At 34.0% G+C, this 24,724-nt stretch carries 22 protein-coding genes; 14 read left to right on the forward strand and 8 right to left on the reverse strand.

What is annotated here, in order from left to right; translation table 11 throughout:
* Window positions 1-550 precede the first annotated feature (550 nt).
* The 3 genes from recJ to lipA form a co-directional block, all read right to left on the reverse strand.
* Window positions 551-2,278, reverse strand: a complete 1,728-nt coding sequence (gene recJ, locus ACRD62_RS00150; RefSeq protein WP_430818091.1) for a single-stranded-DNA-specific exonuclease RecJ — start codon at window positions 2,276-2,278, stop codon at window positions 551-553.
* 125 nt (window positions 2,279-2,403) lie between these two features.
* Window positions 2,404-3,111, reverse strand: a complete 708-nt coding sequence (lipB, locus tag ACRD62_RS00155; protein ID WP_430818092.1) for a lipoyl(octanoyl) transferase LipB — start codon at window positions 3,109-3,111, stop codon at window positions 2,404-2,406.
* A gap of 4 nt (window positions 3,112-3,115) precedes the next feature.
* A complete protein-coding gene (gene lipA / locus ACRD62_RS00160) occupies window positions 3,116-3,982 on the reverse strand; it encodes a lipoyl synthase (RefSeq protein WP_430818093.1) in 867 nt (288 codons plus the stop codon).
* 271 nt (window positions 3,983-4,253) lie between these two features.
* On the opposite strand from lipA, the gene ACRD62_RS00165 reads away from it, so the two are divergent.
* From ACRD62_RS00165 to ACRD62_RS00190, 6 genes are all read left to right on the forward strand, one after another.
* Window positions 4,254-6,368 carry a M3 family metallopeptidase gene (locus ACRD62_RS00165; RefSeq protein ID WP_430818094.1) on the forward strand — a complete coding sequence of 705 codons (2,115 nt, stop codon included), beginning with the start codon at window positions 4,254-4,256 and terminating at the stop codon, window positions 6,366-6,368.
* Between the two features lie 262 nt (window positions 6,369-6,630).
* On the forward strand, window positions 6,631-6,864 hold the full coding sequence (locus ACRD62_RS00170) for a hypothetical protein (RefSeq protein WP_430818095.1): 234 nt from the start codon (window positions 6,631-6,633) through the stop codon (window positions 6,862-6,864).
* Between the two features lie 208 nt (window positions 6,865-7,072).
* Window positions 7,073-8,002, forward strand: coding sequence for a hypothetical protein (locus ACRD62_RS00175; RefSeq protein WP_430818096.1), 930 nt, complete (start codon window positions 7,073-7,075; stop codon window positions 8,000-8,002).
* 143 nt (window positions 8,003-8,145) lie between these two features.
* Window positions 8,146-8,634: a sigma-70 family RNA polymerase sigma factor gene (locus ACRD62_RS00180; protein ID WP_430818097.1), complete on the forward strand. Its 489-nt coding sequence runs from the start codon at window positions 8,146-8,148 to the stop codon at window positions 8,632-8,634.
* The gene (locus ACRD62_RS00185) at window positions 8,631-9,509 is read left to right on the forward strand and encodes a FecR family protein (RefSeq protein ID WP_430818098.1); all 879 of its coding nucleotides are present in this window, start codon (window positions 8,631-8,633) and stop codon (window positions 9,507-9,509) included. The genes ACRD62_RS00180 and ACRD62_RS00185 overlap by 4 nt, the downstream gene beginning before the upstream one ends.
* Before the next feature lie 7 nt (window positions 9,510-9,516).
* A complete protein-coding gene (locus ACRD62_RS00190) occupies window positions 9,517-12,012 on the forward strand; it encodes a TonB-dependent receptor (protein WP_430818099.1) in 2,496 nt (831 codons plus the stop codon).
* Here the strand turns inward: ACRD62_RS00190 and ACRD62_RS00195 are convergent.
* Window positions 11,995-12,252 carry a hypothetical protein gene (locus tag ACRD62_RS00195; RefSeq protein ID WP_430818100.1) on the reverse strand — a complete coding sequence of 86 codons (258 nt, stop codon included), beginning with the start codon at window positions 12,250-12,252 and terminating at the stop codon, window positions 11,995-11,997. The two genes, ACRD62_RS00190 and ACRD62_RS00195, sit on opposite strands and share 18 nt — an antisense overlap.
* A 183-nt stretch (window positions 12,253-12,435) precedes the next feature.
* On the opposite strand from ACRD62_RS00195, the gene ACRD62_RS00200 reads away from it, so the two are divergent.
* The 6 genes from ACRD62_RS00200 to ACRD62_RS00225 all read left to right on the forward strand — a co-directional run bounded on the left by ACRD62_RS00200 (window position 12,436) and on the right by ACRD62_RS00225 (window position 17,482).
* Window positions 12,436-13,020 carry an RNA polymerase sigma-70 factor gene (locus ACRD62_RS00200; RefSeq protein WP_430818101.1) on the forward strand — a complete coding sequence of 195 codons (585 nt, stop codon included), beginning with the start codon at window positions 12,436-12,438 and terminating at the stop codon, window positions 13,018-13,020.
* Between the two features lie 58 nt (window positions 13,021-13,078).
* Window positions 13,079-14,023 (forward strand): FecR family protein, encoded by a 945-nt coding sequence (locus tag ACRD62_RS00205; RefSeq protein ID WP_430818102.1) that lies wholly within the window; start codon window positions 13,079-13,081, stop codon window positions 14,021-14,023.
* A complete protein-coding gene (locus tag ACRD62_RS00210) occupies window positions 14,020-15,573 on the forward strand; it encodes a carboxypeptidase-like regulatory domain-containing protein (RefSeq protein WP_430818103.1) in 1,554 nt (517 codons plus the stop codon). Before ACRD62_RS00205 ends, ACRD62_RS00210 begins: the two co-directional genes overlap by 4 nt.
* Window positions 15,554-16,207 (forward strand): ABC transporter ATP-binding protein, encoded by a 654-nt coding sequence (locus tag ACRD62_RS00215; protein WP_430818104.1) that lies wholly within the window; start codon window positions 15,554-15,556, stop codon window positions 16,205-16,207. Before ACRD62_RS00210 ends, ACRD62_RS00215 begins: the two co-directional genes overlap by 20 nt.
* Window positions 16,208-16,299: 92 nt before the next feature.
* Window positions 16,300-16,929, forward strand: a complete 630-nt coding sequence (locus ACRD62_RS00220; protein ID WP_430818105.1) for a hypothetical protein — start codon at window positions 16,300-16,302, stop codon at window positions 16,927-16,929.
* Between the two features lies 1 nt (window position 16,930).
* Window positions 16,931-17,482 carry a TlpA family protein disulfide reductase gene (locus ACRD62_RS00225; RefSeq protein WP_430818106.1) on the forward strand — a complete coding sequence of 184 codons (552 nt, stop codon included), beginning with the start codon at window positions 16,931-16,933 and terminating at the stop codon, window positions 17,480-17,482.
* A 144-nt stretch (window positions 17,483-17,626) separates the two neighbouring features.
* Here the strand turns inward: ACRD62_RS00225 and ACRD62_RS00230 are convergent, their stop codons facing one another.
* The 4 genes from ACRD62_RS00230 to ACRD62_RS00245 all read right to left on the reverse strand — a co-directional run bounded on the left by ACRD62_RS00230 (window position 17,627) and on the right by ACRD62_RS00245 (window position 22,078).
* Window positions 17,627-17,851 carry a hypothetical protein gene (locus ACRD62_RS00230; RefSeq protein ID WP_430818107.1) on the reverse strand — a complete coding sequence of 75 codons (225 nt, stop codon included), beginning with the start codon at window positions 17,849-17,851 and terminating at the stop codon, window positions 17,627-17,629.
* Window positions 17,852-18,051: 200 nt separating this feature from the next.
* A complete protein-coding gene (locus ACRD62_RS00235; RefSeq protein ID WP_430818108.1) occupies window positions 18,052-18,726 on the reverse strand; it encodes a response regulator transcription factor in 675 nt (224 codons plus the stop codon).
* A gap of 190 nt (window positions 18,727-18,916) precedes the next feature.
* Window positions 18,917-20,083 carry a sensor histidine kinase gene (locus ACRD62_RS00240; protein ID WP_430818109.1) on the reverse strand — a complete coding sequence of 389 codons (1,167 nt, stop codon included), beginning with the start codon at window positions 20,081-20,083 and terminating at the stop codon, window positions 18,917-18,919.
* Between the two features lie 342 nt (window positions 20,084-20,425).
* Window positions 20,426-22,078 carry an AMP-binding protein gene (locus tag ACRD62_RS00245; RefSeq protein WP_430818110.1) on the reverse strand — a complete coding sequence of 551 codons (1,653 nt, stop codon included), beginning with the start codon at window positions 22,076-22,078 and terminating at the stop codon, window positions 20,426-20,428.
* Between the two features lie 216 nt (window positions 22,079-22,294).
* On the opposite strand from ACRD62_RS00245, the gene ACRD62_RS00250 reads away from it, so the two are divergent.
* Both ACRD62_RS00250 and ACRD62_RS00255 read left to right on the forward strand, forming a co-directional pair.
* A complete protein-coding gene (locus ACRD62_RS00250) occupies window positions 22,295-23,428 on the forward strand; it encodes a peroxiredoxin family protein (protein ID WP_430818111.1) in 1,134 nt (377 codons plus the stop codon).
* 61 nt (window positions 23,429-23,489) lie between these two features.
* A complete protein-coding gene (locus ACRD62_RS00255; protein WP_430818112.1) occupies window positions 23,490-24,653 on the forward strand; it encodes a redoxin domain-containing protein in 1,164 nt (387 codons plus the stop codon).
* Window positions 24,654-24,724: the final 71 nt, after the last annotated feature.

Raw genomic sequence — 24,724 nt, forward strand, 5'->3', positions numbered from 1 at the left:
TCAAAACTTGCATATCAGAATAAAGATATATGATTTAACAAATATTAAGACTGGTTTGAAATCATTACTTTTTATTGAAAATAATTATTCAATAGCTTATCATATATTTTTTGGAAAGTATCGCACTATAAAACAATGAAGTACAAGTAAATGATAAAAGGCTTTGCAATGCAAAGCCTTTTATCATTTGGATTTTTATCTGATTTAAGGGAAAGGGTAATCTTTTCCGTTTGTTAAATATATATAAAATTTAATCCTTCCCAAACTTAACTTACAAATAGAAGCCAGTAAGAGCTGATTTAAATATTTTCAATTTTCACATATAAATTTTTTAACCCCCTTCGAAACGAGTAATAATTTGAAATAAACGTTAATTTTTCAATTAGACCCCTAAATATTTAAGCATCATCTATAATTTTAGCATATTTATACAATTTAACCCCCTTTTTAATATTTTTTCGATAAATATTTCAAAAAATATTATTTATAACCATTCTACATAATAAAAACCTAAAAATATGAGGTCTGAATTAAAATTTGTGAAGTTATTTTAACCTCGATCCTGGAATTTTATATCCTTTAACATTACCTGAAGAGTGGTAATACCATTATAGAAATTTTCTTCTACTGTATAACAAATATCAAAAGCACTGTTTTCTTTAATCTTTTTTAAGGCATTACCCATCGAAAAGGCAATTCCTTGTTTGATAGCCGCAGAATGTTCTTCTATTAATTCAAGCTTCAAATGATCTTTATCCTTGCCTACCGCTTTACTGGTTCCGTAATCAAATACATTTCGGGTCACAAAAACCGGTTTCATATTCCCTGGACCAAAAGGTCTGAATTGCTTTAAAATACGATTAAACTTTGGTGTAATATCCTTTAAATGCAAAAGCGAATCAACGTCAATTTGAGGTACTAACTGTTCTGGCTGAATATTATCCTCAACATATTGTTCAAACCGTCCTTTGAATAACGGAATATTCTCAATCTTCAAGGTCAAACCGGCAGCATACATATGCCCACCAAAATTCTCAAGTAAATCACTACACGATTCTATTGCTTTATATAAGTCAAAACCTTCAACAGAGCGGGCACTTCCTGTTGCAAAGCCTTTTGACTCCGTCAATATAATAGTTGGTCGATAAAAGGATTCTGTTAGCCTTGATGCCACAATTCCAATAACTCCCTTATGCCAGTTAGCATTAAATAATATAGTAGATTTCTTATTTAAAAGTTCTTCGTTATTGGCTATGAGCTCATGTGCCTCAATGGTTATACTTCGGTCAAGATCTTTCCGTGTTTCGTTACTGGCATCAATGTTCTCACTCATCTCTTTAACAAGATGCTCATTCTCCTGATCGCACACCAATAATTCAACTGCATCACTTCCGGCATCAATTCTTCCTGCAGCATTTATACGCGGTCCTATCTTAAAGACTATATCGCTGATGGTGATTTCTCTGCCTTCCATTCCGGCAATCTTAATAATAGATTTAAGACCGATACCAGGACTGGAGTTCAGTTTTTGTAAACCGTAATATGCCAGAATTCTGTTTTCTCCAATAATAGGTACAATATCTGAGGCAATACTAACAGCAACTAAATCGATTAAATCATAAAGCTGAGACTCCTTAAAATCATTAAAACGACAAAACGCCTGCATCAGTTTAAAGCCAACCCCACAACCCGAGAGGTTTTTATCAGGGTAATGACAATCACTTCGTTTTGGATCCAGACAAGCTGCCGCACTTGGTAATTCATCACCGGGCGTATGATGATCACATATAATAAAGTCTATTCCTTTTTCTTTTGCATAATCAACTTTCTCAACTGCTTTAATACCACAATCGAGTGCTATTACCAGTTTAATACCTTGTTCAGCTGCAAAATCAATTCCTTTATAAGAAATTCCATACCCCTCTTCGTAACGATTAGGAATATAAAACTGTAGTTTTTCGTAATGGATTTTAAGAAACGAATAAACCAAAGCAACGCTGGTTGTTCCATCCACATCATAATCACCATAGATCATGATATCTTCGTGTTGATCAAATGCTTTGTTTATTCGATGCACAGCTTTTTCCATATCCTTCATTAGAAATGGATTGTGCAAATCGGTAAGTTTCGGGCGAAAAAATGCTTTGGCTTCATCATAGTTTGTCACCCCTCGCTGCACCAAGAGATTGGCCAACACATGATTTATATTGAGAACCTCGGCTAAGTGATTAACCATTTCTGGGTCACTCTCGGGTTTTATGCTCCACCTTTTTTCCATTAATAATAAGCCCGTTTATGACCTCAAATTTTTCTAAAAATTTACTTAAATCAAAGAAACGTTATAAAATAATACTTTTTTGTTACGTCTTATTCGAATTAATAAGCAAGTTATATAATTAGCCGTCACTTCCTTAATTCAAGATTAAATATTTTTGATATTTTTTTCAACAGTATATCTTTTACTTCAACCATATCCAAACTTCTACCCAATTCCTTTTGTAATGATGTCACACCTTTATCAACAAAACCACATGGATTAATATGATTGAAATAGTTTAGATCGGTATTTACATTCAGCGCAAATCCATGCATCGACACATAACGACTGGCTTTAACTCCAATTGCGCAAATTTTTCTTGCTTTTCCCGGAACTTTAGTATCCAGCCATACTCCGGTAGCACCTTCTAAGCGCTCACCCTCTATTCCATACTCTGCAATGGTTTCAATTATACTTTGTTCAAGATTATGAATATAACTCTTCACTTGCAGTTCCATCACTTCTAAATCAAAGATTGGATAACCAACAATTTGACCAGGGCCATGATAAGTGATATCACCACCTCTGTTAATCTTATAAAAGGTTGCATTTATCTGCTTCAGGAATTGCTCATTTATCAACAAATTATTCTGAACACCACTTTTACCTAATGTATAAACATGAGGATGCTCAACAAACAATAAATGATTAACTACTTCTTTTAATACACTCGGATTCTCACGATTATATAACTTTGTATCAACTACTTTTGCAAAAAGTTCTTCCTGGTAATCCCAGACTTTTTTATAATCACTGATTCCTAGATCTTCGAAAATAGTAATGGAGGGGTTCATATATTTATTTTAATGCATTAATATGTTTATCAGCGTGATATGACGACCGAACCAATGGCCCACTTTCAACATATTTAAATCCTTTTTCTAAACCCACTTCTTCATACTTCTTAAACTGTTCAGGTGTTATATATTCAGCAACAGGTAGATGATTTTGGGTTGGCTGAAGATACTGCCCGATGGTCATTACCTTTACTCCAACAGACAGAAGATCATCCATTGTTTCATACACCTCTTCCTCCTTTTCTCCTAATCCAAGCATAATACCTGATTTAGCCACCATACCAGCGTCAGCAATATATTTTAAAGTTCGTAAACTAATGTCGTATTTAGCCTTGGTTCGTATTACAGGGGTTAATCTTCTAACTGTCTCAAGGTTATGTGAGATAACCTCAGGTTTAGCATCCATAACCGTTTGTACTAAATGATGCAATCCGTTAAAATCAGGAATTAATACTTCCATCGTTGTATTTGGATTTAGCTCTTTGGTTTTTCTGATGGTAGCAGCCCATATTTCAGCTCCTCCATCTTCCAGATCATCCCTATCAACGGATGTTATAACCGCATGTTTTAATTTCATTATCTGTATGGATCTTGCGATCCTGAGAGGTTCTTTCAAGTCAACCGGATTTGGTTTACCGGTTTTTACATTACAGAATTTACATGCACGTGTACAAATATCTCCAAGAATCATAAAAGTGGCAGTTCCGTTACCCCAACACTCTGCAGCATTCGGACATTTACCACTTGTGCAAATCGTATGTAATTTATTATCTCGTATGGTTTTATGCATCCAATTATAATCGGCTGTGTTCGGCAATTGAATTTTTAGCCATTCTGGTTTGGATACCCTGCTTTTTATTTTCACCATTTCTCTTAAAACTCTTTATAGCCAAATATTTCGACAATAATACTTAAAATTCGGCTCTTAAAACATGAATAATATTTGGTATTAACCAATAACTGTTACGAATGGAAACAGCACAGTTTCTTCAATGTTCATCTATCTGCAAAATACAAAATGTAAACTACCGTAACACAACCTGTAACAAACTGAATTTTGTCATATTACAGTTTAGAACAAAATATTAAATTGCAGGTTCTTTGGGAAACAACAATCACGTAAATTATAAATATATAGAATGAAACAAATCTTAGCATTAGCTTTGGTCGCATCATTTGTTATAAGTGGATGCAAAACAAACCAAAAAACTGAAACGGATATGAATCCATTTTTTGCCGAATACAATACTAAATTTAATGTGCCTCCTTTCGAAGAAATAAAGGTTGAACACTTTCTTCCTGCTTTTGAAAAAGGAATGGAACTACAAAAAGCAGAGGTAGAGGCTATTATTAACAATACAGAAGCTCCATCATTTGAAAATACCATTGTTGCATTGGATTATACGGGTAATCTTTTAAGCGAAGTCTCTTCAGTATTTTTCTCTTTAAAATCGGCTCACGGAACTGATTCTCTTTTAGCAGTTGCTCCTGAAATTCTTAAAAAACTTAGTGTTCATAACGATGACATTAATATGAATCCTGATCTTTTTAAAAGAGTACAGGAAGTTTATACTCAAAAAAATAAGCTTGACCTTACAACAGAGCAATCAATATTACTTGAAAAAACATATAAAGGCTTTATCCGTAGTGGGGTGAATCTTAAAGGAGAGCAAGCTGAACAACTTCGTAAAATAAATATGCGCCTGTCAGAATTGAGCAATCAATTTAACATGAATGTTTTGGCCGAAACAAACGCATTTAAATTAGTAGTTGACAAGGAAGAGGATTTGGCCGGACTACCAGAATCTTCAATTATTGCAGCTGCCGAAACTGCGAAAGCGATGGATTTAGAAGGTAAATGGGTTTTCACAACTCAAAAACCAAGTATGTTACCGTTCTTATCATATGCTCAGAACCGTGATTTAAGAGAAAAGCTATACAAGGGCTACTACATGAGAGGCAATAACGACAATGATAATGACAACAAGAATATATTGGTTGAATTAACCAACCTTCGTGTTGAAAAAGCTCATCTGCTGGGATACAACAGCTATGCCGATTTTGTACTGGAAGAGCGTATGGCAAAGAATGCTGACAACGTTTATGAATTACTTGAGCAATTATGGGATAGGGCTATTCCGGTGGCAAAGAAAGAACGTGCAGAAATGCAGAAAATAATTGATCGTGAAGGAAGTAATTTCAAGCTTCAATCATGGGACTGGTGGTACTATGCTGAAAAAGTTCGTCAGGAAAAATACAACCTGGATGAAAATGAAATTCGCCCATACTTTGAATTAAGTACTGTTCGTGATGGAGCATTTGATTTGGCAGGTAAATTATTTGGTCTTCAATTTGAAGAAATAAAAGGGGATTTTCCAAAACCTCATCCCGATGCGCAAGCCTTTGAAGTAAAGGAAGCAGATGGTTCGCACAAAGGAATTCTTTATATGGATTGGCATCCGAGAGCAACCAAAAGTCAGGGAGCATGGTGTGGAGCTTATCGTAAACAGTATCGTAAGAATGGAGAGAATATACCACCGGTAGTTACCATTGTATGTAACTTTACACCCGCTATTGGAGATAAACCGGCACTTTTGAGTTTTGATGAAGTAAGTACTCTATTTCATGAATTCGGACACAGTTTACATCAGCTTTTGAGCGACTGTACCTATAATATGTTATCGGGCACATCAGTTCCACGCGATTTTGTTGAACTTCCATCTCAGATAATGGAAAACTGGGCTGGCGAACCGGAAGTAATGAAACAATTTGCACACCATTATAAAACAGGTGAGGTTATTCCTGATGAATTGATCAAGAAGCTGAAAAACAGTGGCAATTTTAACCAGGGTTTTGCAACAGTTGAATATCTGGCAGCTGCATTATTGGATATGAATTATCACACGCAGACAAAAGTTCAGGATATTGACCCGGTAAAATTTGAAGAAGATTATTTGAAGGGTATTGGATTAATACCGGAAATAATATCTCGCTATAAATCAACCTATTTCAAACACATATTTGGAGGTGGTTACATGGCAGGATATTATAGTTATATCTGGTCAGGTGTATTGGATGCTGATGCCTTTGAAGCTTTTAAAGAAACTAGTCTTTACGATCAAAACACTGCAAAGGCCTATCGCGAAAACATTCTTGAAATGGGCGGAACAGAAGATGCTATGACAATGTATAAGAATTTCCGTGGACGTGAACCTAAAATAGAAGCTCTGCTTCGTCAAAGAGGTTTAGACTAAAACTCACACAACTTTATATACATACATGAGCTGCCTTAAGGGGCAGCTTTTTTTATGCAGTAAACAAGCTTTCTATCATCTTCTTAACATTTTTGTAATGATAAACAGTGTCCTGAATATCTATAATATTTTTGCCTAATAGTTTTATTTTCATGTTTTAATGTAACATTAGCTTACAATATTCGTTTAAATCTATATCTTTACTTTAAAGTTATAATTAAAAAGTCCAACACACATTTATTAACACAAACTAGAAATTAACATGAAAAAAATTCTATTAGTACTTGCTGTATCAGCATTCGTTGTATCATCATGTGGATTAAAGTCAAACGCACAAGGTGGTGAAGTAACAGAAGAAACAACAGTCGTAGAAGAAGCAGTAGAAACTGCTGTAGCCGACTCAACAGATAAGGCATGTTGTGAAAAAGACAGCACAAAAGCATGTTGCGAAAAAGATAGTGTAGAAGTTGAAACTCCTGTTGAAAGCGCAGAATAATCATCATCTACTGATTATCTTTTTATTAAAGTATCATAAGGCCGGATTTCCCGGCCTTTTTTTATTAAATAAACCTGATGAATGATCTGTAAAAAAATATTTCAAAAAAATTAAAAAATTGGGTAGGGTGAATTATTGCTTGTGCGGTATATAACTGTAAACGCATTTAAATTAGATATAAAAAAACATAACTTAAAATTTTATAGTCATGAAAAAATTAGCATTTGCAGTGATCACAAGCGTTCTGGTACTTACAGCTTGTAATAAAAATGAGAATTTGGTACCTGTTCAAACATTAGAAGATGTTGATCTTAAAATGACAACTGAATCGGTTGTTACAACTGACGCAACTTTGGAGGATGTTGTTGAAGCAACAGAATATGAAGTTGAACTGTACTCCGGAACTTCAGAAGCTCTGTCTATTGTAGCTGTTGAAACTGAAACTCCTGAACTAAAATTTGGAGGTAACGATAATCCATTCAGATACAGATACAGAAACGGTGTTTGCCCTAATGTAAATGTTGATTCAGAAAACGGTACTTTCCCTAAAATTATTACCATCGACTACGGCGACAGCACAGTATTAAATAATGGTCGTGTAATTTCCGGAATTATCACCATTGAAATCTCAGCTCCACGAACCGTGAGTGGTGCAACACGTACCATAACATTCGAAAGCTTTACTGTTGATTCAATTTCAATTGATGGTGTTATTGTTAAAACCTTCTTGTTGGATGAATATACTATCAGCATCACCCGTAATTTAACTTTTACTTTACCTGATGGAACAACTATCACAATTGAATCAGAAAGAACAAAAGTATGGGTTGAAGGAATGGATACTCCATTTATTCACGAAGATGATGTTTTTGAAATTACCGGCTACTCATTGATATCTGATTCTGATGGAGACGAGTTTAAGAAAGAAATTACTGTACCATTAATCAAAACAGGTGATTGCAGATATATTGTATCTGGTGAAGTTACTCTTTCACAAAATGAAGTAGTATTTGCTGTTATTGATTACGGTGATGGAACATGTGACAATATTGCCACTTATACAACTGCTGATGGAACAACCGAATTTATTATCGGACAAAAAGTAAGAGATAAAAAATATCAAAACACTAATAATTAACTAAGTATTTCCCGTTCACTTATTTAACTTAGTTTTTCCCGAAGATTAGGACGCTACTCTTCGGGAAATTAAAGAAAATTAGATTAGCAGCAAATTACTTATTTTCAGAATCATTAACTTTAGCCAAAGCAAAATTCAACAACTTGAGACGGGAAGATTTTAAAATTCTGTTTGATCAACATTTTGATTCGCTTCGAAAGTATTTATACTACCGATGTGGAGATACAGAATTATCTACTGACATTGCTCAGGAAGCCTTTCTTAAATTGTGGGAGAAAAAACTGAATAAACCACCTGATGAATTAATTGGTTTATTATACAAGATTGCAAAAGATGCTTTAATAAGCAGCTTACGAAGACAGACACTGGAAATGAAATTTACTTCAAAACCAGCAGAAAATGGCAACAGTATCACACCAGAAGAAGAATTGAGATACAAAGAATTACAACTAAACTATGAGAAAGCTCTTAATGAAATGCCGGAAATACAACGAGTCGTTTTTTTAATGAGCAGAAATGAAGAACTTAAATATCACGAAATAGCAGAACGACTTGATTTAAGTGTCAAGGCAGTTGAGAAAAGGATGAAAAACGCCTTACAATTTTTAAGACAATCACTGACAGTAAAATGAAAACAGACAAGCAATATAATCTACCAGAATCAGACAAAGACTTTTTAAAGTCTCTGCCAGGGCTTGATGTTTCATTTTCAAAACCCAAAGAGGAAGTATGGAATCAACTGTCAGAATTGATATCTTCCGAAGAAGAGAAGGCACCCGTTATTGAAAAAACTCTTCAACCCATTAAATATCTAAGAATCGTTTATGCAGCGGCTGCTATTTTAGTCCTTATGATGGTTTCAACAGCATTTATGCGCTTTTATACTAAATCAGTTACGTGCGAATCCGGTCAGCATTTAACAGCATTCTTACCCGATGGATCAAGCATCGAATTAAATGCAGGATCCAGTATAGAATATCACCCTTATTGGTGGAATCAGGAACGTCACGTTCATTTTGAAGGAGAAGGTTTTTTCAAAGTTGAAAAAGGTAAATCATTCGAAGTGTTTTCATCAAAAGGAAAAACTGTTGTGCTTGGTACCAGTTTCAACATTTTTTCGAGAAAAGATGAATATAAAGTTACCTGTTATACAGGTAAGGTAAGGGTAATAAGCACAGCAAGTGGTGAATCTGCTGATATTTTACCCAATCAGCAAGCCATCATCCAAAACAACGGAAATGTAATTAGTCACACACAACAAGACACAAATAATACCATTTTGTGGAGGGAAGGAATGTTTATTTTCACCGCCACTCCAATCAATCAGGTACTTGAAGAAATTGAACGTCAATTTGGTGTTTCAATTAAAACCAATACCAAACTAAGTTATAACTATTCGGGAAATTTCAGCAGGGAACAATCAATTGAAGATGTAATGCATACAGTATGTCTGGCATTAAATCTTGAGTACAAAAAAGTCAATGGTGGTTACCTGGTGAGTAAATAAAGGACGGGTGAAGAAATTCATTTTACTTTTATTCATTGTATTCAGTTCAGTACACATTTATGCACAAAAAATAAAATTAGAATGTACTGACAAACCTTTAAATGAACTGCTAATTGAGTGGCGCTCGCTATACAATTTGCAGTTTTCATTTAACGACGAACTATTATCCCAATTCAAAATTACCCGGTACCGAACCTACGAAGATTCAGAGAAGGCTATTCAGGATCTTCTTCAAGGGCTTCCTCTCTCCTACGAAAAAAACGATCAGGTTTATATCATTTACGCAGTTAAACAATCCACAGAAATTAAAACCTACTACTTAATAGGTAAAATAGTAGAGAAAGGAACCAACGAGCCATTACCCTTTTCGCATATTTCGGCAAACAATATTCAAGCTGTTACCGACATTAAAGGCATGTTTAGCTTTTCTTTCCAAGGCGACAGTATCTATCAGGTTAAAGCTTCTCATTTAGGTTGTTATTTAATGGATACAGTCCTAACTGCCGGAAATCATCACGTCATAAAATTAGTTCCTTCTGTAGTTGGTCTTCCCGAGGTAAGAGTCACCAATAATATTGTTGAAAAATCAGCGCAGGTGGGTGAAAAACCCGGGTTAATAAAACTCAACCATCATATTGCCAATTATCTGCCCGGAAATGGTGATAATTCGGTATTTAACCTTTTGAAACTTCAACCCGGAGTAACCGCAACAGGTGAAAATCCAAACGACTTAATTCTATGGGGAAGTTCGGAAGGAACAAGTGCGGTGCAGTTTGATGGATTTACAATCTGGGGGCTTAAAAATCTAAATGATAACATAAGTGCAGTAAATCCTTACATGGTTAAAAATGTTGACATCATGAAAGGTGGTTACGATGCCTCTGAAAGTGATTTCATTGGGGGTATAGTTGATATAAACGGAAGAACCGGTAATTTCACCAAACCGTCCTTTCATCTTTTCATCAATAACCAAACCATCAACGGAATGATGGAACTGCCTGTTGGAAACAAATCATCCCTGATAGCGGCATACCGACAAAATTATTACGACTTGATTTCTTCTGGTGACGTTCAGCTTCAAGAGATTAACAACATCGAAAAATACAACTGGAGTTACGATCAACCCAAATACACCTTTAAAGATCTCAATATTAAATACTCACTTCAGGGAGATAACGGTGACCTATTCTATATAAGTGCTTTAGGAGGGGGTGATGAATTTAGTATGCTTGCCCAACGGGATACAACCATTGACCGCCCCAATACAAGTCTTACTATTAACGAAACACTGGATGTTGATGAGAAAACTAATCAAATTGGTGCTGCTGCATTTTATGGTAAAACGTTTCAATCCGGTCATTCCTCTTCTCTCGAATTGAGTTATTCGTACTATGATAACGATTATAATATTCGTTCATCACGAGAATTCCGTAACTCATCAATTATTCGTTATACAAGAGAGGCAACCAATGAAATTGAAGAAATAAAAGGAGATTGGAAAAATCATTTTCTAATAAATAACCTCAACAAATTAACGGCTGGATTTTCATTTATTCAAAATAATACCGTATTAGCAGAAAAACTCAACGATTCAACGTACATTGACTTATTGAGTAACGCATCTCGAGTTGTGCTTTATGCACAGGATGAATTACAAATAGCAAAATCATTAACTGCAACAGCAGGATTTAGATTTAATTATCCTACTCATATCAACAAAACCCATTTTGATCCCAGAATATCTTTATCATACAAACCAGGTTTATTCAAGTTTAATGCATCCTGGGGTATTTATCATCAATTTATCGCCCGAACCTCAATTGTTGATGATAACAATCGCATCCGTTATGCCTGGTATGTGAGCGGATACAACGATGTTCCAGTTCTAAAATCAACCCATTATGTAATGGGTGCAGCATATACACGAAATAATTTTTTAGTTAGCTTAGATACCTATTATAAAAAAAATGAAAACCTTACCCGTTATATACAATTTACTCAAACAGCCTACGTATCTGATGGAGAGAGTAAAAGCTATGGTTTAGATTTATATATTAAGAAGGATTTTAATGGTCATTCAATCTGGACAACCTATTCTTTGAGCCGTACAGAAGAACTATATGATTATTTTACCGACAATGAATACAGACGTGCTCCTCAGGATCAAACCCATGAATTTAAACTGGCTGGCTTGCTAAACTTTGGTTCAATTCACACATCTGCAAGTTATGTATATGGATCTGGTTTTCCATTATTTACCGATAATGTAAAATATGAATACTTAGAACCGGATTATAACCGGGTTGATTTTTCGATAATTTATCAAATTACTGGCAAAAAAATTGCAGGCGAAGTGGGACTATCGATTCTTAATGTATTTAATAGCGAGAATGTTAAATATAATAGTTTTCAACTCTTCCCTATTGATGAATTCAACGACGTATTAATTAATGAAAAAGCAATTCCATTTACGCCACTATTGCATTTAAAAATTGAGATTTAAACGGCGGGTATATTTGCACTTTGATGTTACAGCCTCACGATCTATAGTTACAACTTGCATACATCCAATACGGTTAATATATCGAACTATTAATTTTAATGGATTATTTTCCATATCAAAACCTGTAAGATAACCTGACCTGCGACGCCCCTTATGGAAAAAAGTAATCTGATCGCCAATGCAAATATTATTTGCCTTCTGCCATTTTACAATTTGATGATATGCATTCGTACTTTTCACAATACAATCGTTTTTACATCATTCAACTTCCTCTACCAACGTCACAAAAATAGTAAAGTTCTAATTCCCTGAATAATGCTTAATGGTACTAAATGATAAACTGTAAAAAGCTTTCCATAAACAGCCCGATTAAATGGATAATATTTTTAAAGTCTTACTTTTACTACATTGTAACCAAATCGAATGACCCAGACTCCTAAACATATAAACTTCAATTTCAATAATTTAGATAATATCAACGATTGGTTTGATGTACTATTTAAAGAGTATTATCAATCCTTATGTCGTTTTGCACTTACCATTGTCCCTTATGAAAACCTGGCTGAAGAAGCCGTTCAAAATGTATTCGTTTACTTATGGGAGAAACGAAAAACATTGCTCATTAAAACTAACGTTAAGGGACTACTATACCAATCTGTCTACAACGAAAGTATTCGCTTACGGAAAAGAAGATTACAAAACAAAAATTACGAAGCTGAATACCTGCAGCAACTTTTACCAGAGTTTGAAAACAGTGATCAACCCGATCTGGATTTTATTAAGACAGCTATTAGTAATGCAATTATAAATCTACCCGAAAAATGCCGCGATATTTTTATTATGCGTCGCAAAGAAGGATTAACAAATGAAGAGATTGCCAATTATCTTGGAATTTCTGTTAAAACGGTTGAAAGTCAAATGACCATAGCACTTAAGAAATTACGAACAGAACTGACTCCAATCATCAAGCATTTACCAGCAATATTGATTCTTTTAGAAATTTCTTAAAATTTTTTCGAGGTTTTTAGGGGATATACATTCGGCATTACTCTTAATAAAAAAACGCATGTCGAAAAATATACCCTATAATATTATCGTTGCTTCGTTAGAAAACACAGCAACTATTGATGAACAAAAAGAATTGGATGACTGGCTGTCGTCAACAAACGAAAACAGAGAAATCTTTGAATCCATCAAAAAAACCTGGAGTAAAACACAGCTAAAAAGATCTTCTTTTAATCCGAATATAGATCCCGCTTTAACACAAACCAAAAAACGAATCCATCGACGCTTGTTTATAAAACGCGTATCGGGTATTGCAGCCATTTTATTGATTGGTTTAATGATTAGTACACTATTTAATCCATTTGATAACGATAAGCGATGGCAATCTGTAATTGCTCAACAACAAGAAAAAATAGAATTACCTGATGGATCAATAGTGGTTCTTTCTCCCGGATCAGAAATTAAATTTCCTGACAAATTTGAAGCTAAATCACGCAGGGTAAAAATAAAAGGAAAGGCATATTTTGATGTAGCACATAATAAAAATCAACCCTTTATTGTTGAAACCAACCACACTAAAACAAAGGTACTGGGAACCAAATTCACACTTGTTTCAGATGCTTTAGATAAAGATGTTCTTTACCTTGATGAAGGTAAGGTAGAATTTAGTTCCCTAACCTGGTTCGGACCAAAACAATTAGTAAAACCGGGAGAAGAAATCTCTTTGATGAATGGTAAACTCATAAAGAGAATTGCCATTAATGATAACCTTTCAACATGGGCAACTGGTAAACTAACCTTTAAAGACATTGCTTTGATTGACTTGGTAAAACAATTGGAAGATTATTACCAAACACCCATTACTCTTTCAACTTCATTAATAAATGACTTACACTTTAGCGGTAGCATCACACAAACAGAAGCAATAGATGCGTTGCAAATAATAGCATTAACCCTTCAACTGAAACTTTCAACCGATAACCAAACTCTAACCCTAAGTTTATGAAGTATATACTATTCATCCTTCTTACTATAAGCTGCTCTATTACAGCCCAGAAACAAAGTTTAAAAACTGTACTCGACAGTCTGTCACACAAAAATCATTTTGAAATATGTTACAGCAATGATCTTGTCAATCTGGATCAGAAAGTTACCCTACCTTCCGATTCAATGAATTTGAATGATTTGCTTAAAGAATTAACTCTACAGTCGAAAATCAACATTGAAAAACACGATTCAACATTAGTTATTACCCCACTCGAAAAGAAAAATATATTAATAAGTGGTAAACTAATTGATTCTGAAAATGGTGAAGAAGTACCATTTGCTCACATTTTACAAAAGGATTGGGGAACTGGTACCATTACAAATGATATAGGCAGGTTTGAGATAAATATTCCTGAAATATTAACAGGCAAGGAACTACGATTCTCCAGCATGGGATACGCTGATACAACCATACTAATTCCTGCATCTGATTCCATCAATTTAACAATCAGGATCAGGCCCAAACCCTATAGTTTAACAGAAGTAATGGTGTTGCCCAATGGTAATTCTGCAGAAGATCTGGTTAGACTGGCTGTTAAAAATATCAAACGAAATTATCATAGAAAAACCGTTCAAATGGATGCCTTTTATCGTCAGGTTGCCATGCGTGATGATGACTATGTAAATTTGATTGAAGCAGCTCTACTGATAGAAGACAAGGGAATAAATTCGGAAAACAATACCACAAAAATTAAGATAGAAGAAATGCGTAAAAGCACCAATTATCTAATACAACACGACGCTAAACACAAGCTGGCATATAAGGTGCTTGATAAGATTTTCGGTCATCGTAATATCTTTTACAAATGCTATGGACAAAACACCGTTCGCCATTATCGGGCTGAATGGTGGTACCGACCCTTAATGGACTACGACCATTTTGAATATGAATATGAAGGAGCCGTTTGGATGGATACTCTTAAAGTGTATAAAGTAAAATACACCTATGTCCATATACCAGAAATAATGGGTGGAGGCAAACGAAAATCTATACATTCATGGGATGGCGGATACATCTATATCAACTCAAATGATATGGCTATTGTACAACTAGATAGATTCTGGAAGTTTTTTGAATCTCATTTTGCATATAAAACATTTAAAGATGGAATATTTTGGCAATCCTCACGCTCATATCAAAAAATAGGTGATAAATATTACCTCAAATACATTAAAGGTTTAACCTATCCTGATGCACCTATGTACTCAATAAAAGAAACGAATAATGATACCATTATAGAGAACAGGCAGTGGGCTGAAGAGATCCTCTTAATTACCGATGTTATTACCGATAAACGACTTCAGGACAGAATTAAATACAAGGATAAATTAGCCAGAGATGAAAAAACATTAGAAAAGAAATACCCATACCGTCCTGAATTCTGGGAGCATTATAACATTGTTCAGCTAAAACCACTACCCGGAAAAGCAATCAAGGATCTGGAATGGGAAAAATCACTGGATTTACAATTTGAAGAAAACGGAAGTAATGATACTACAAATAAGTAATCTGAGTCATCAGTTTCAAAAGTTAACCGTATTGAAAAATATTAATCTGGAAATAACTAAACCGGGTTTGTATGTTTTTGCCGGGGCAAATGGATCAGGTAAATCTACTCTATTTAACTGCATTACCGGAATGCTGCAAGCAAATAAAGGAACAATATCCCTTAACTCTCAAGATATCGGAATTGTTTATGAACCTGTAAGTACCGAACCCAATCTAACAGTGCTGCAGATAATAAAGATGGTAATTTCCATACGTAATGCTAAAATGGATGAACTTGATTATCAAATCAAATATTGGGATCTGGATGAAAATAGAAATAAAACATTTAAAGCACTCTCACTAGGTATGCGCAAACGACTATTGATAGCTTGTTCATTAATAGGTAATCCGAAAATACAAATATGGGATGAACCTTTCAACGGTTTAGATCCATTAGGGATGAATAAACTAAGAGAAGTTATTAATAATCAAATCAAACAGGGTAATACCATTCTTTTATCAACCCATATATTAGGAGAATTAGATACGCTGGCTGCCGAAATCTATGTTTTAAAAGAAGGAGGGTTAGTTTATGGCTTTAAACCCGATAAATCAGATAATAACTTAAAACAACAAATTATTGAAGTCCTATAGCTATGATAAAAATGCTCCGCTTTGAATTCAATTTTCTTAAAGGAAAACGATTAATACTGCCACTTACGAGTCTTGTGCTAATCATTGGATTGATGGCACTCATTTCTTTTCTAACTGCAGATACCTACGATAAAGATCAATTGGCAATTAAAGTATCAACAGCCATGTTAAGTTCTGGACTTATTGCTCTATTTTACACCATCTGGATACTGCAACACTACATCCATCTATATCGATCAGGCTATTATAAAATGCTCTTAGCTTTTGGCTTAAGTCGACATCAATTATACATTTATCAGTTTATACAGAATCTGATTTTTGTAAATCAATTTTTGTTTGTGATGTTTTTTGCATCATCCATTTCAGCAATAACAAGAGGTATTCTGCCATGGGAGTTATTAGCCTCAACCCCATTAACATCGGTTATTTCATACTTTTTGTTGTTACTTGCCTTAGGTCAGATAGCAGCTTTACTGTCAACGATTCGCTGGAATCACATGCTATTGCTTCCTGTACTTTTTTATTGGTTTTTCGAAAGCTGGGTGGTATACCTGATAACAAAACACAATCCGGATTGGATTCATTTCCTTCCAATCGATAGTCTAAAACAAATTGTTGGAAATCAAATTTTAACCATTAATCAAGGTCTTATTATAGCCTTTTACTTGGCATTTGTTTTCCATTTGCTGTACCATAATTTACAAAGAAGAAATCTGTGTTAAGATGAAAAAAATACTACCTCTTATATTGACCATTTCATTTATCACCATTCTAATTGCTAATACGCAACTAACGAATTGGAATAACAGTCGCATTTTTCGAACCTATAAATCCATTGATGAACCTATCCGTGATGCACTGTCAAATAATGACTTTCTATCAGACGAAAGAGATACAGAAATATTGGTCATTAATTTATGGGCTACCTGGTGTCAACCATGTCAAAAAGAGATACCACAACTAAATAAATTATTAGAAAAATATGAACAGGACAATGTTTTATTTTTGGCCTTAACAACTGAGCAGCAACAAGATGTCAATAATTGGATGGAATTACAGAAATACCCTTTTCTGTATTATCAACTTTTTGAACAGCATGATTTGATGAATTACTTATTTGAATTAAATCCGGATCTATCCTTTAAAAATGGGCAAAAACCTCAAGGCCTACCAACGAATATTATTATAAAAAACAAGGAACTAATATATTTCCATACAGGATATTCAGAAGAAACAATTGAAGCAATAGAAAAGACCTTAAAGAAAATATTGTGATTATAATCTTATCGATTAAAGATAGGGTTAGGTTAGATAGATTTTTATGACAATGCAATTAAACTGCATTATCTTAATACTTTAAAGAGCGAAGGGGCCTGATGAATTGCAAAGTAGCCCCTTCATTCACCTTCCCAATTATTGCTATATTGTTTGCTCAAGAATCAATCTTTCAGCCTTTTCAATTTGATTTGGAAATAAATCCATTGGCACCATGCTTCCTCCAAGACTTTTAAGTACCATATATCTGGCACATTTTTCATTATTTCCCAAACAAAATTTTCTCTTATAACCGGCTGCAGTAGCTGGCATATTGGCCATCTTTTCATTAAAGAATGGACAATTCTCTACTTTCTCACAAACTGCCATTGTAATTTATCTTTTAAATTAGGTTGAAAAAGAAGCAAGTAGATAGATCCAACTATATATTCACTTCATCATTTCAAAATTAGAAAACAGATGTTTAATAACAGAAGACTCATTACCTAATTAAATTAAGCAATTTACCTAATTAAATGTGAAAAATTAAACACTATATAATAAAGTAAAATACACTATTTAATACCTCGTTAGAATGAATTTTCCAACTCTTCCACTTTTAATACACCTTGTTTAATTCCGGTAACAACCAAATGAACAAGATTTTTGCAGCCTGTCTTTTTAAAAATATTTTCCTTGTGCTTATCAACAGTCTTTTCAGAAATGAATAAAATACTTGCGATTTCTCCCCTGCTTAAACCATTGCATAGATGTCTGAATACTTCCAATTCTCTTTGAGAAAGTACAGAAACAACTGATGGCTCAACTTTTTGTTGAAAACGCATCTTAGTGTTTTCTGATAATGCAACTATAATTTTAGAAGAGAAATAGTTATTGTTTGATAAAACAGCATCCATTGCTTGAGTTAGTTCATTAACGTTACATTCTTTTAACACATAACCATCAACTCCGGCATCCACCATTTTCTCAACATAATCTACCCTATCTATTGACGATAGAGCCAAGACTTTTACACCAGGATAATATTGTTTTATAAACTGAGTTGTGTATAAACCATCACGAACCGGCATAATAATGTCCATAAAAAGAACATCAGCCTTCCCCCCTCCTTTCAAAAAACGTATAACGTCATCTCCATCGCAAAAGGTTAGAACTTCTGCTACTTTTTCATTATTCAATATGATGGCCTTAATTCCTTCACGAAACAAAGGATGGTCATCAACAATCCCTATTGTATACCCCATACTTCAACGATTAATTTTCAAATTCCCCAATTTGAAAACGGTTGTAATCTTGTAGTGCTAAACCGATTTAAACATAATAATTAATTTATCCTAATCCTTGAATTATATAAATAATAAACTGACTTTCTGATGCAAATGTACGAATCTTCTCTTAGTGTGTTAATAATACACATTGATAGATTTCAGTCATCTAATCCTTGTTGCTGGCATCTAAATAAAAACTAACTATTGTACCATTATCTTTGCTACTCTCAAAGGTCAATGAACTATTATGATATGACAAAAATTCCTTACAAACAGACAGCCCTAGGCCAGTACCCAACTCATTATTTGTGCCCAAAACAGATTTAATATCATTTGATGAAAGAATCAGCTTTTTAACCTCATCACTCATTCCCACTCCTTTATCAATAATACTTATTTTAAAAGCATTACCAATTTCATCAACCTTCATATAAATCTTCTCACCAGTATATGAATATTTTATTGCATTAGATAGCAAATTTTGTACAATTATCTTTAACATGTCAAAGTCGACATTTACAATGCAATTTTCACGAGGCAATGTAACTTCCAAAGAAAGTTTTTTGGTCCTAAGGCTACCTTCAAAATATTGCTTAATATCATTGAAAAGTTCGCAAAGACAGATCTTTTTGGGTCTTGGAGTAATACTATTTAACTGAGTCCGTGCCCAGCTTAATAAGTTACTAACCATTTCTAAACTTTGCTTGGCTGATATATTTAATGCTAAAAGTAAATTTTCATTTCGATATGGTTCATTAGGTTTACAACCATTCTGAATAATCAAATCGCTTAGATTGACCATAGCATGCAGCGGAGTTTTCAAGTCGTGTGCTATTATCGAAAAAAGTTTATTACTTGCTTTATTTGAGAGGTTCAGACTCTCATCAATATCTTTTTGGGCAGACCATTCTATATTTGGTACCTGTAACCTATTATTTGATTGATTCTGTAAATATTTTTGTTCTCCCAAACAGTCTAATAAACCTATATTTCGTCCAATAGTTATAACAGCATATTCAGATGAATCACATTTTAATAGTGAAATATTAAAATTAAATGATTCTTGGAGATTGAGCTCAGTCAGACTATCATCATTTATTCCTGAAGTGAAAATAACAGGAGCTTTATCATGAAAAAACGTTTTTAACTTATCAAGGTATTCATCAGTTTTAAAAACTGGTATAATATGATGAAGTTTTTTACCTATTAAGTGGTCTGTTTTTATTGAAAAACTATTCTGAAATGTATTATTAACATATACAATTTGATACTGTCGGTCAATTATACAAATGCTTACTGGTATATAATCATATAAACAAAATTTATCGTCCATATTTACTTCTTTCACGCCTTATTCATCATATCCTCCAATATACTCTGTTATAGTCCAAACAATTTAAATTAACTTATGCAGTTTGGATATTGAGGAGTATACATTTCCATTACAAAAAGGTTATTTGTGGAATAAATCGTTGTTTACAAAACGTTTACTAAATACACTAATTCCCCAAATAATGTATTAAAGTTTCCCGTACAAAGATAAATGGCAGGTTGCCAATAGCACTATTATCAAACACTATAAGCACATGTGCTTTTACCTATTTTTCTATAAGCATTTTGCGTATAATAATAAATTGACCAATAAAAAAGCAGCGAAAATTTCGCTGCTTTAACTTTACTTTACGTACTTATATCTCTTGATACTTTTCTTTGGTGTTTTCTCAAATTCTTCAGGAAAGAGCGTGACGAGTTGAATATTCATGTAAGCTGGAAGCTGAGCATTTGCCTGTTTTTTTATCTCCTGAAGCTTCTGCTCTATTTGAGCCTTATTTAAACCTTCTGAATCGGTTACTTCATAATCCGGATAAATTAATGCTTCGAGTTTTCCGTCATGATCGCGAACCAAACATTCCTGAACATATTCCATTGAATTGATTACAGCTTCAATCTCTTCAGGATAAATATTCTGACCTGAGGGGCCCAATAACATATTTTTGCTACGTCCTTTAATGTATATAAAGTTATCCTCATCAATAACACCTAAATCTCCGGTATGCAACCATCCTTTAGAATCAAAAATTTCATCTGTTGCCTCCTGATTTTTATAATAACCCAGTAAAGTATTTTCACCTTTTACCAAGATCTCTCCAACTGTATTGTAAGGATCTTCAGAATCAATTTTCACTTCCATTCGATCAACCAGCTGTCCAGCTGAAAACTTTCTCGATTCAGTCCATGGAGCATAACTAATTAACGGACCACATTCTGTCATACCATAACCAATGGTAAATGGAAAACCAATCTTACGCAGAAACATTTCTACATCTTTATTGAGAGCTGCTCCTCCAATAATCATTTCGCGGAATTCACCACCAAAAGTCTCAACCAGTTTATTTCTGATTTTAGAATAAACAACTTTATTTAATACAGGAATTTTGGTAAGTGTTTTTATCTTGGTTTCTTCCAATTGAGGTTGAACTCTTTTCTTGAAAATTTTCTCCAGAATAAGAGGAACAGATAAAATAATATGTGGTTTTACCTCTCGAAATGCCTGTGTAATAATTTGAGGAGAAGGTGTACGAGTAAGAAATGTAATGTGACAACCTACGGTAAATGGCCATAAAAACTCGAACAAACAACCATATGCATGTGCCAATGGAAGAAATGAAACTATTCTTTCTTCAGGTTGCAGAATGAGGTGCTCACGCGCATAAACTATGTTTGACCAAATGCTTCGGTGCGGAAGCAAAACACCTTTTGAAAATCCGGAAGTACCAGAGGTGTATGAAAGCACCATCAATTCATCAGCTCCGATAGCAGGAAAGTCTAAAGATTCAAAATCAAACAATGACCCGTCACCTTTTAAATATTTATTGGCCTTTTCAACGGCTTTTGTAAAAAATCCACCTGAATTATCTACCAGAGAAACACATCGGTTAATAGACATTATTCCAATTAACTTCTGCATTTTGGTTTCATCAAGCTTATCAAATAGTAAATCGGTTGAAAATAAAACTTTAGACTCTGAGTGATTTACGATATGATGAATATCTGCCGAATTAAAATCTGGTAATATGGGTACAATAACAGCCCCATAGGTAATTGTAGCAAGATAAACTACGCCCCAACTTGTCATGTTTCGACCAATTAAAGCGACCTTATCGCCTTTTTTTATGCCAATCTCTTTAAATAATTGATGTATTCCCTGAATGCGCTCACCTACTTGTCCATAGGTAATTGTTTCTCCTTGAAAATCACTAAATGCTTTACGAGCAGTATTGTCTTTAAGTGTGGTTTGTACCAAACTTAAGTATCCATTCTCAATCATAAAATCGAATTTTATTAGCCAAAACAATCGACCAAAATAAACTAAAAATCCATATCAGGGGCTCATTTAAACAAAAAAACCTCCCAACATAAAACATAATTAGTTTACGCCGACCTGTTAAGTTAATGAATTATCAGAGTATTTCAATAACTTGTAGTTATTATTAAAGCTGTTGATTCCAAAGCATTTTTATATTTTTGTTGAAAATACATCCAGATGAAATTTATTATCACTGTCTTAATGATTGGTCTATTGATATCGTGTACCAAACCCAAACGTACACCATACCTTACATATACCGCTGATTCATTCAATGTGAATAATGTAGAACTCTACAGACTGGATAACAATTATACTCTTTTTGATCAGGCAGAACGTGAACCGGAATCAATGATCTGGTCATTCAGATCAGACTCCGTACCAGGAGGTATTTACCAGCTACGAATCAATAATAATAATAAAATAACCCTCATACTTGAAGGAAAAATGCCTGTTGGTATTGAACTACAAAATGGTGTTTTAACCATAACAGGCAATGAACCTACAAAACAATTATGGGAAGCTCAAACCATTGCTGACCAATTAAATCAATCCATTCTGTCTTTGGGAGAATCCTTTCCGGATTCATTGGAAAGTACTGCTTTTGTTCATCATAAAGACTCAATATTTAAATTAGTTGAATTACAAAAAGAAAAAGCACAAAAGAAGATTTTGCAAATTATTGATCACAATAAGCATACTCTTCTTCCCTTGCTATTGGTTCAGCTAAAAGCAGGAAATCATCATTTATTCGATTATGGTAATGATGCCAATATGTACTTTACAGTCGATGAATATCTTCAATCCTATAATCCGGATTATGACCCGGTCAAAGACTTTAGCAGTAAAGTTGACTCATTGCGTAGCTGGATATATTATACTTCGGTTAGCTTGCCCGGCAAGGTATTACCCGACCTGAATGTACCCAATGCATGGAATGATCCTATCCCATTATCGCGCTTCAGAGGAAAAAATACGCTTTACATTATCTGGAATTCAGAATCAAAAGAAAGCAGAAAAATAACCCAAAACTTAATGTCCTGGTCACGTAACTATCGATATAAAGGTCTTGATCTGTGTCTTATTTCAACCGATGTTAACAAAGAAAAATGGCAAGAAGCAATAAATGAAGATAATTTACCTTTTTGGCACTTGTGTGATTTAAAAGGTAAAAATTCACCTGTTTTGGCAGGCTTGGGTATAACCAAAATACCAACATTTATTTTGGTTGATAAAGAAGGAATTATTCTTGAACGAAGTTCTGAACAAGCTGATATCACAAAACATCTGGATCAGTTAATACAAAAATAAATTCTATATTTGAACACATAAAAATCTGTATAAACAGAGTTAAGATATAAACCTTAAAATAATGATGAAGCAAAGTCTTTTAACTTTACTTATAGTGCTGTTGATGAGTGCCTGTTCCACAGGAAACAAATTTAAAATCAGTGGAACCATTGAAGACGGAGCAGGAAAGATGTTGTACATCCAAAAAATGGATTTGAATCAGACCACAACATTGGATTCTGTTAAACTCAAAAAAAACGGTGAGTTTTCTTTTACCGGTGAGCGCTTAAATGAACCAACCTTTTTATTACTTAAAATTACAGATCAGAACTACATTACTTTACTGGCTGATACAACTGAACATATTGAGGTAATGGCGAATGCAACCAACCTTGAAGAAAGCTATCGTCTTACCAATTCAATAGGTTCGGCATACATTCAAATCTTTAACAAACGTATTAGAGTTCTTAACTCTGAATTAGACCGGGTTATTAAAGAGTTTCAGGCACTGGACGCTAATGATAAAGCAGGTAAAAAACGATTGGAAGATGAATACCGCCAATTGATCCTTGATCATAAAACCTTTGTTGGTGAATTTATCATGGAAAACTTTACCTCTTTTGCTGGTTACTACGCCCTGTTTCAACGTTTAAATGACAATTCGCAGGTAATGAATGTTATGGATAAAAGTGACCAGGTTTACTTTTCAACATTGGCAACCAGTTTAGAAAATCATTATCCCGACTCGGAAAGAGCTAAACATTTATACAATTATGTATTAGGAGTAAAGGCACAACAACAAAAAGAAGCTCTTACTCAAAAACTGTTGCAAGAAGCTAAAAGTGGTTTCCCTGATATAGAAGAAGCTAATACACTGGGTGAAAAGATTAAATTATCATCACTGAAAGGCAAAACGGTTCTTCTATCGTTCTGGGCTTCTTGGGATCAATCGTCACGTAAAGAAAATAATAACCTGAAAAGTCTCTACAAAAAATATCACAACAAAGGTTTTGAGATTTATCAGGTATCACTTGACAGAAGTAAGATACTATGGCAAAATGCAATTGAGACAGATGAACTACCCTGGATTAATGTGAGTGACTTACGTTATACCGATTCATATCCTGCCAGATTGTACAATATTCAAAAAATACCTTCTAATTATTTAATCAGTGCCGAAGGTGAAATTGTTGGTAAAGATTTATTTGGCAACAGACTTTCTGAAAGATTAGAGGAGATTTACTAAGACTGAATCAAAGTAAAATATCAATAAAAACCACCTTTTATAAGAGGTGGTTTTTTTATGCGATTTAATAC

The sequence above is a fragment of the Carboxylicivirga caseinilyticus genome, from assembly GCF_050589785.1.
In the GTDB taxonomy this organism is placed as follows: domain Bacteria; phylum Bacteroidota; class Bacteroidia; order Bacteroidales; family Marinilabiliaceae; genus Carboxylicivirga; species Carboxylicivirga caseinilyticus.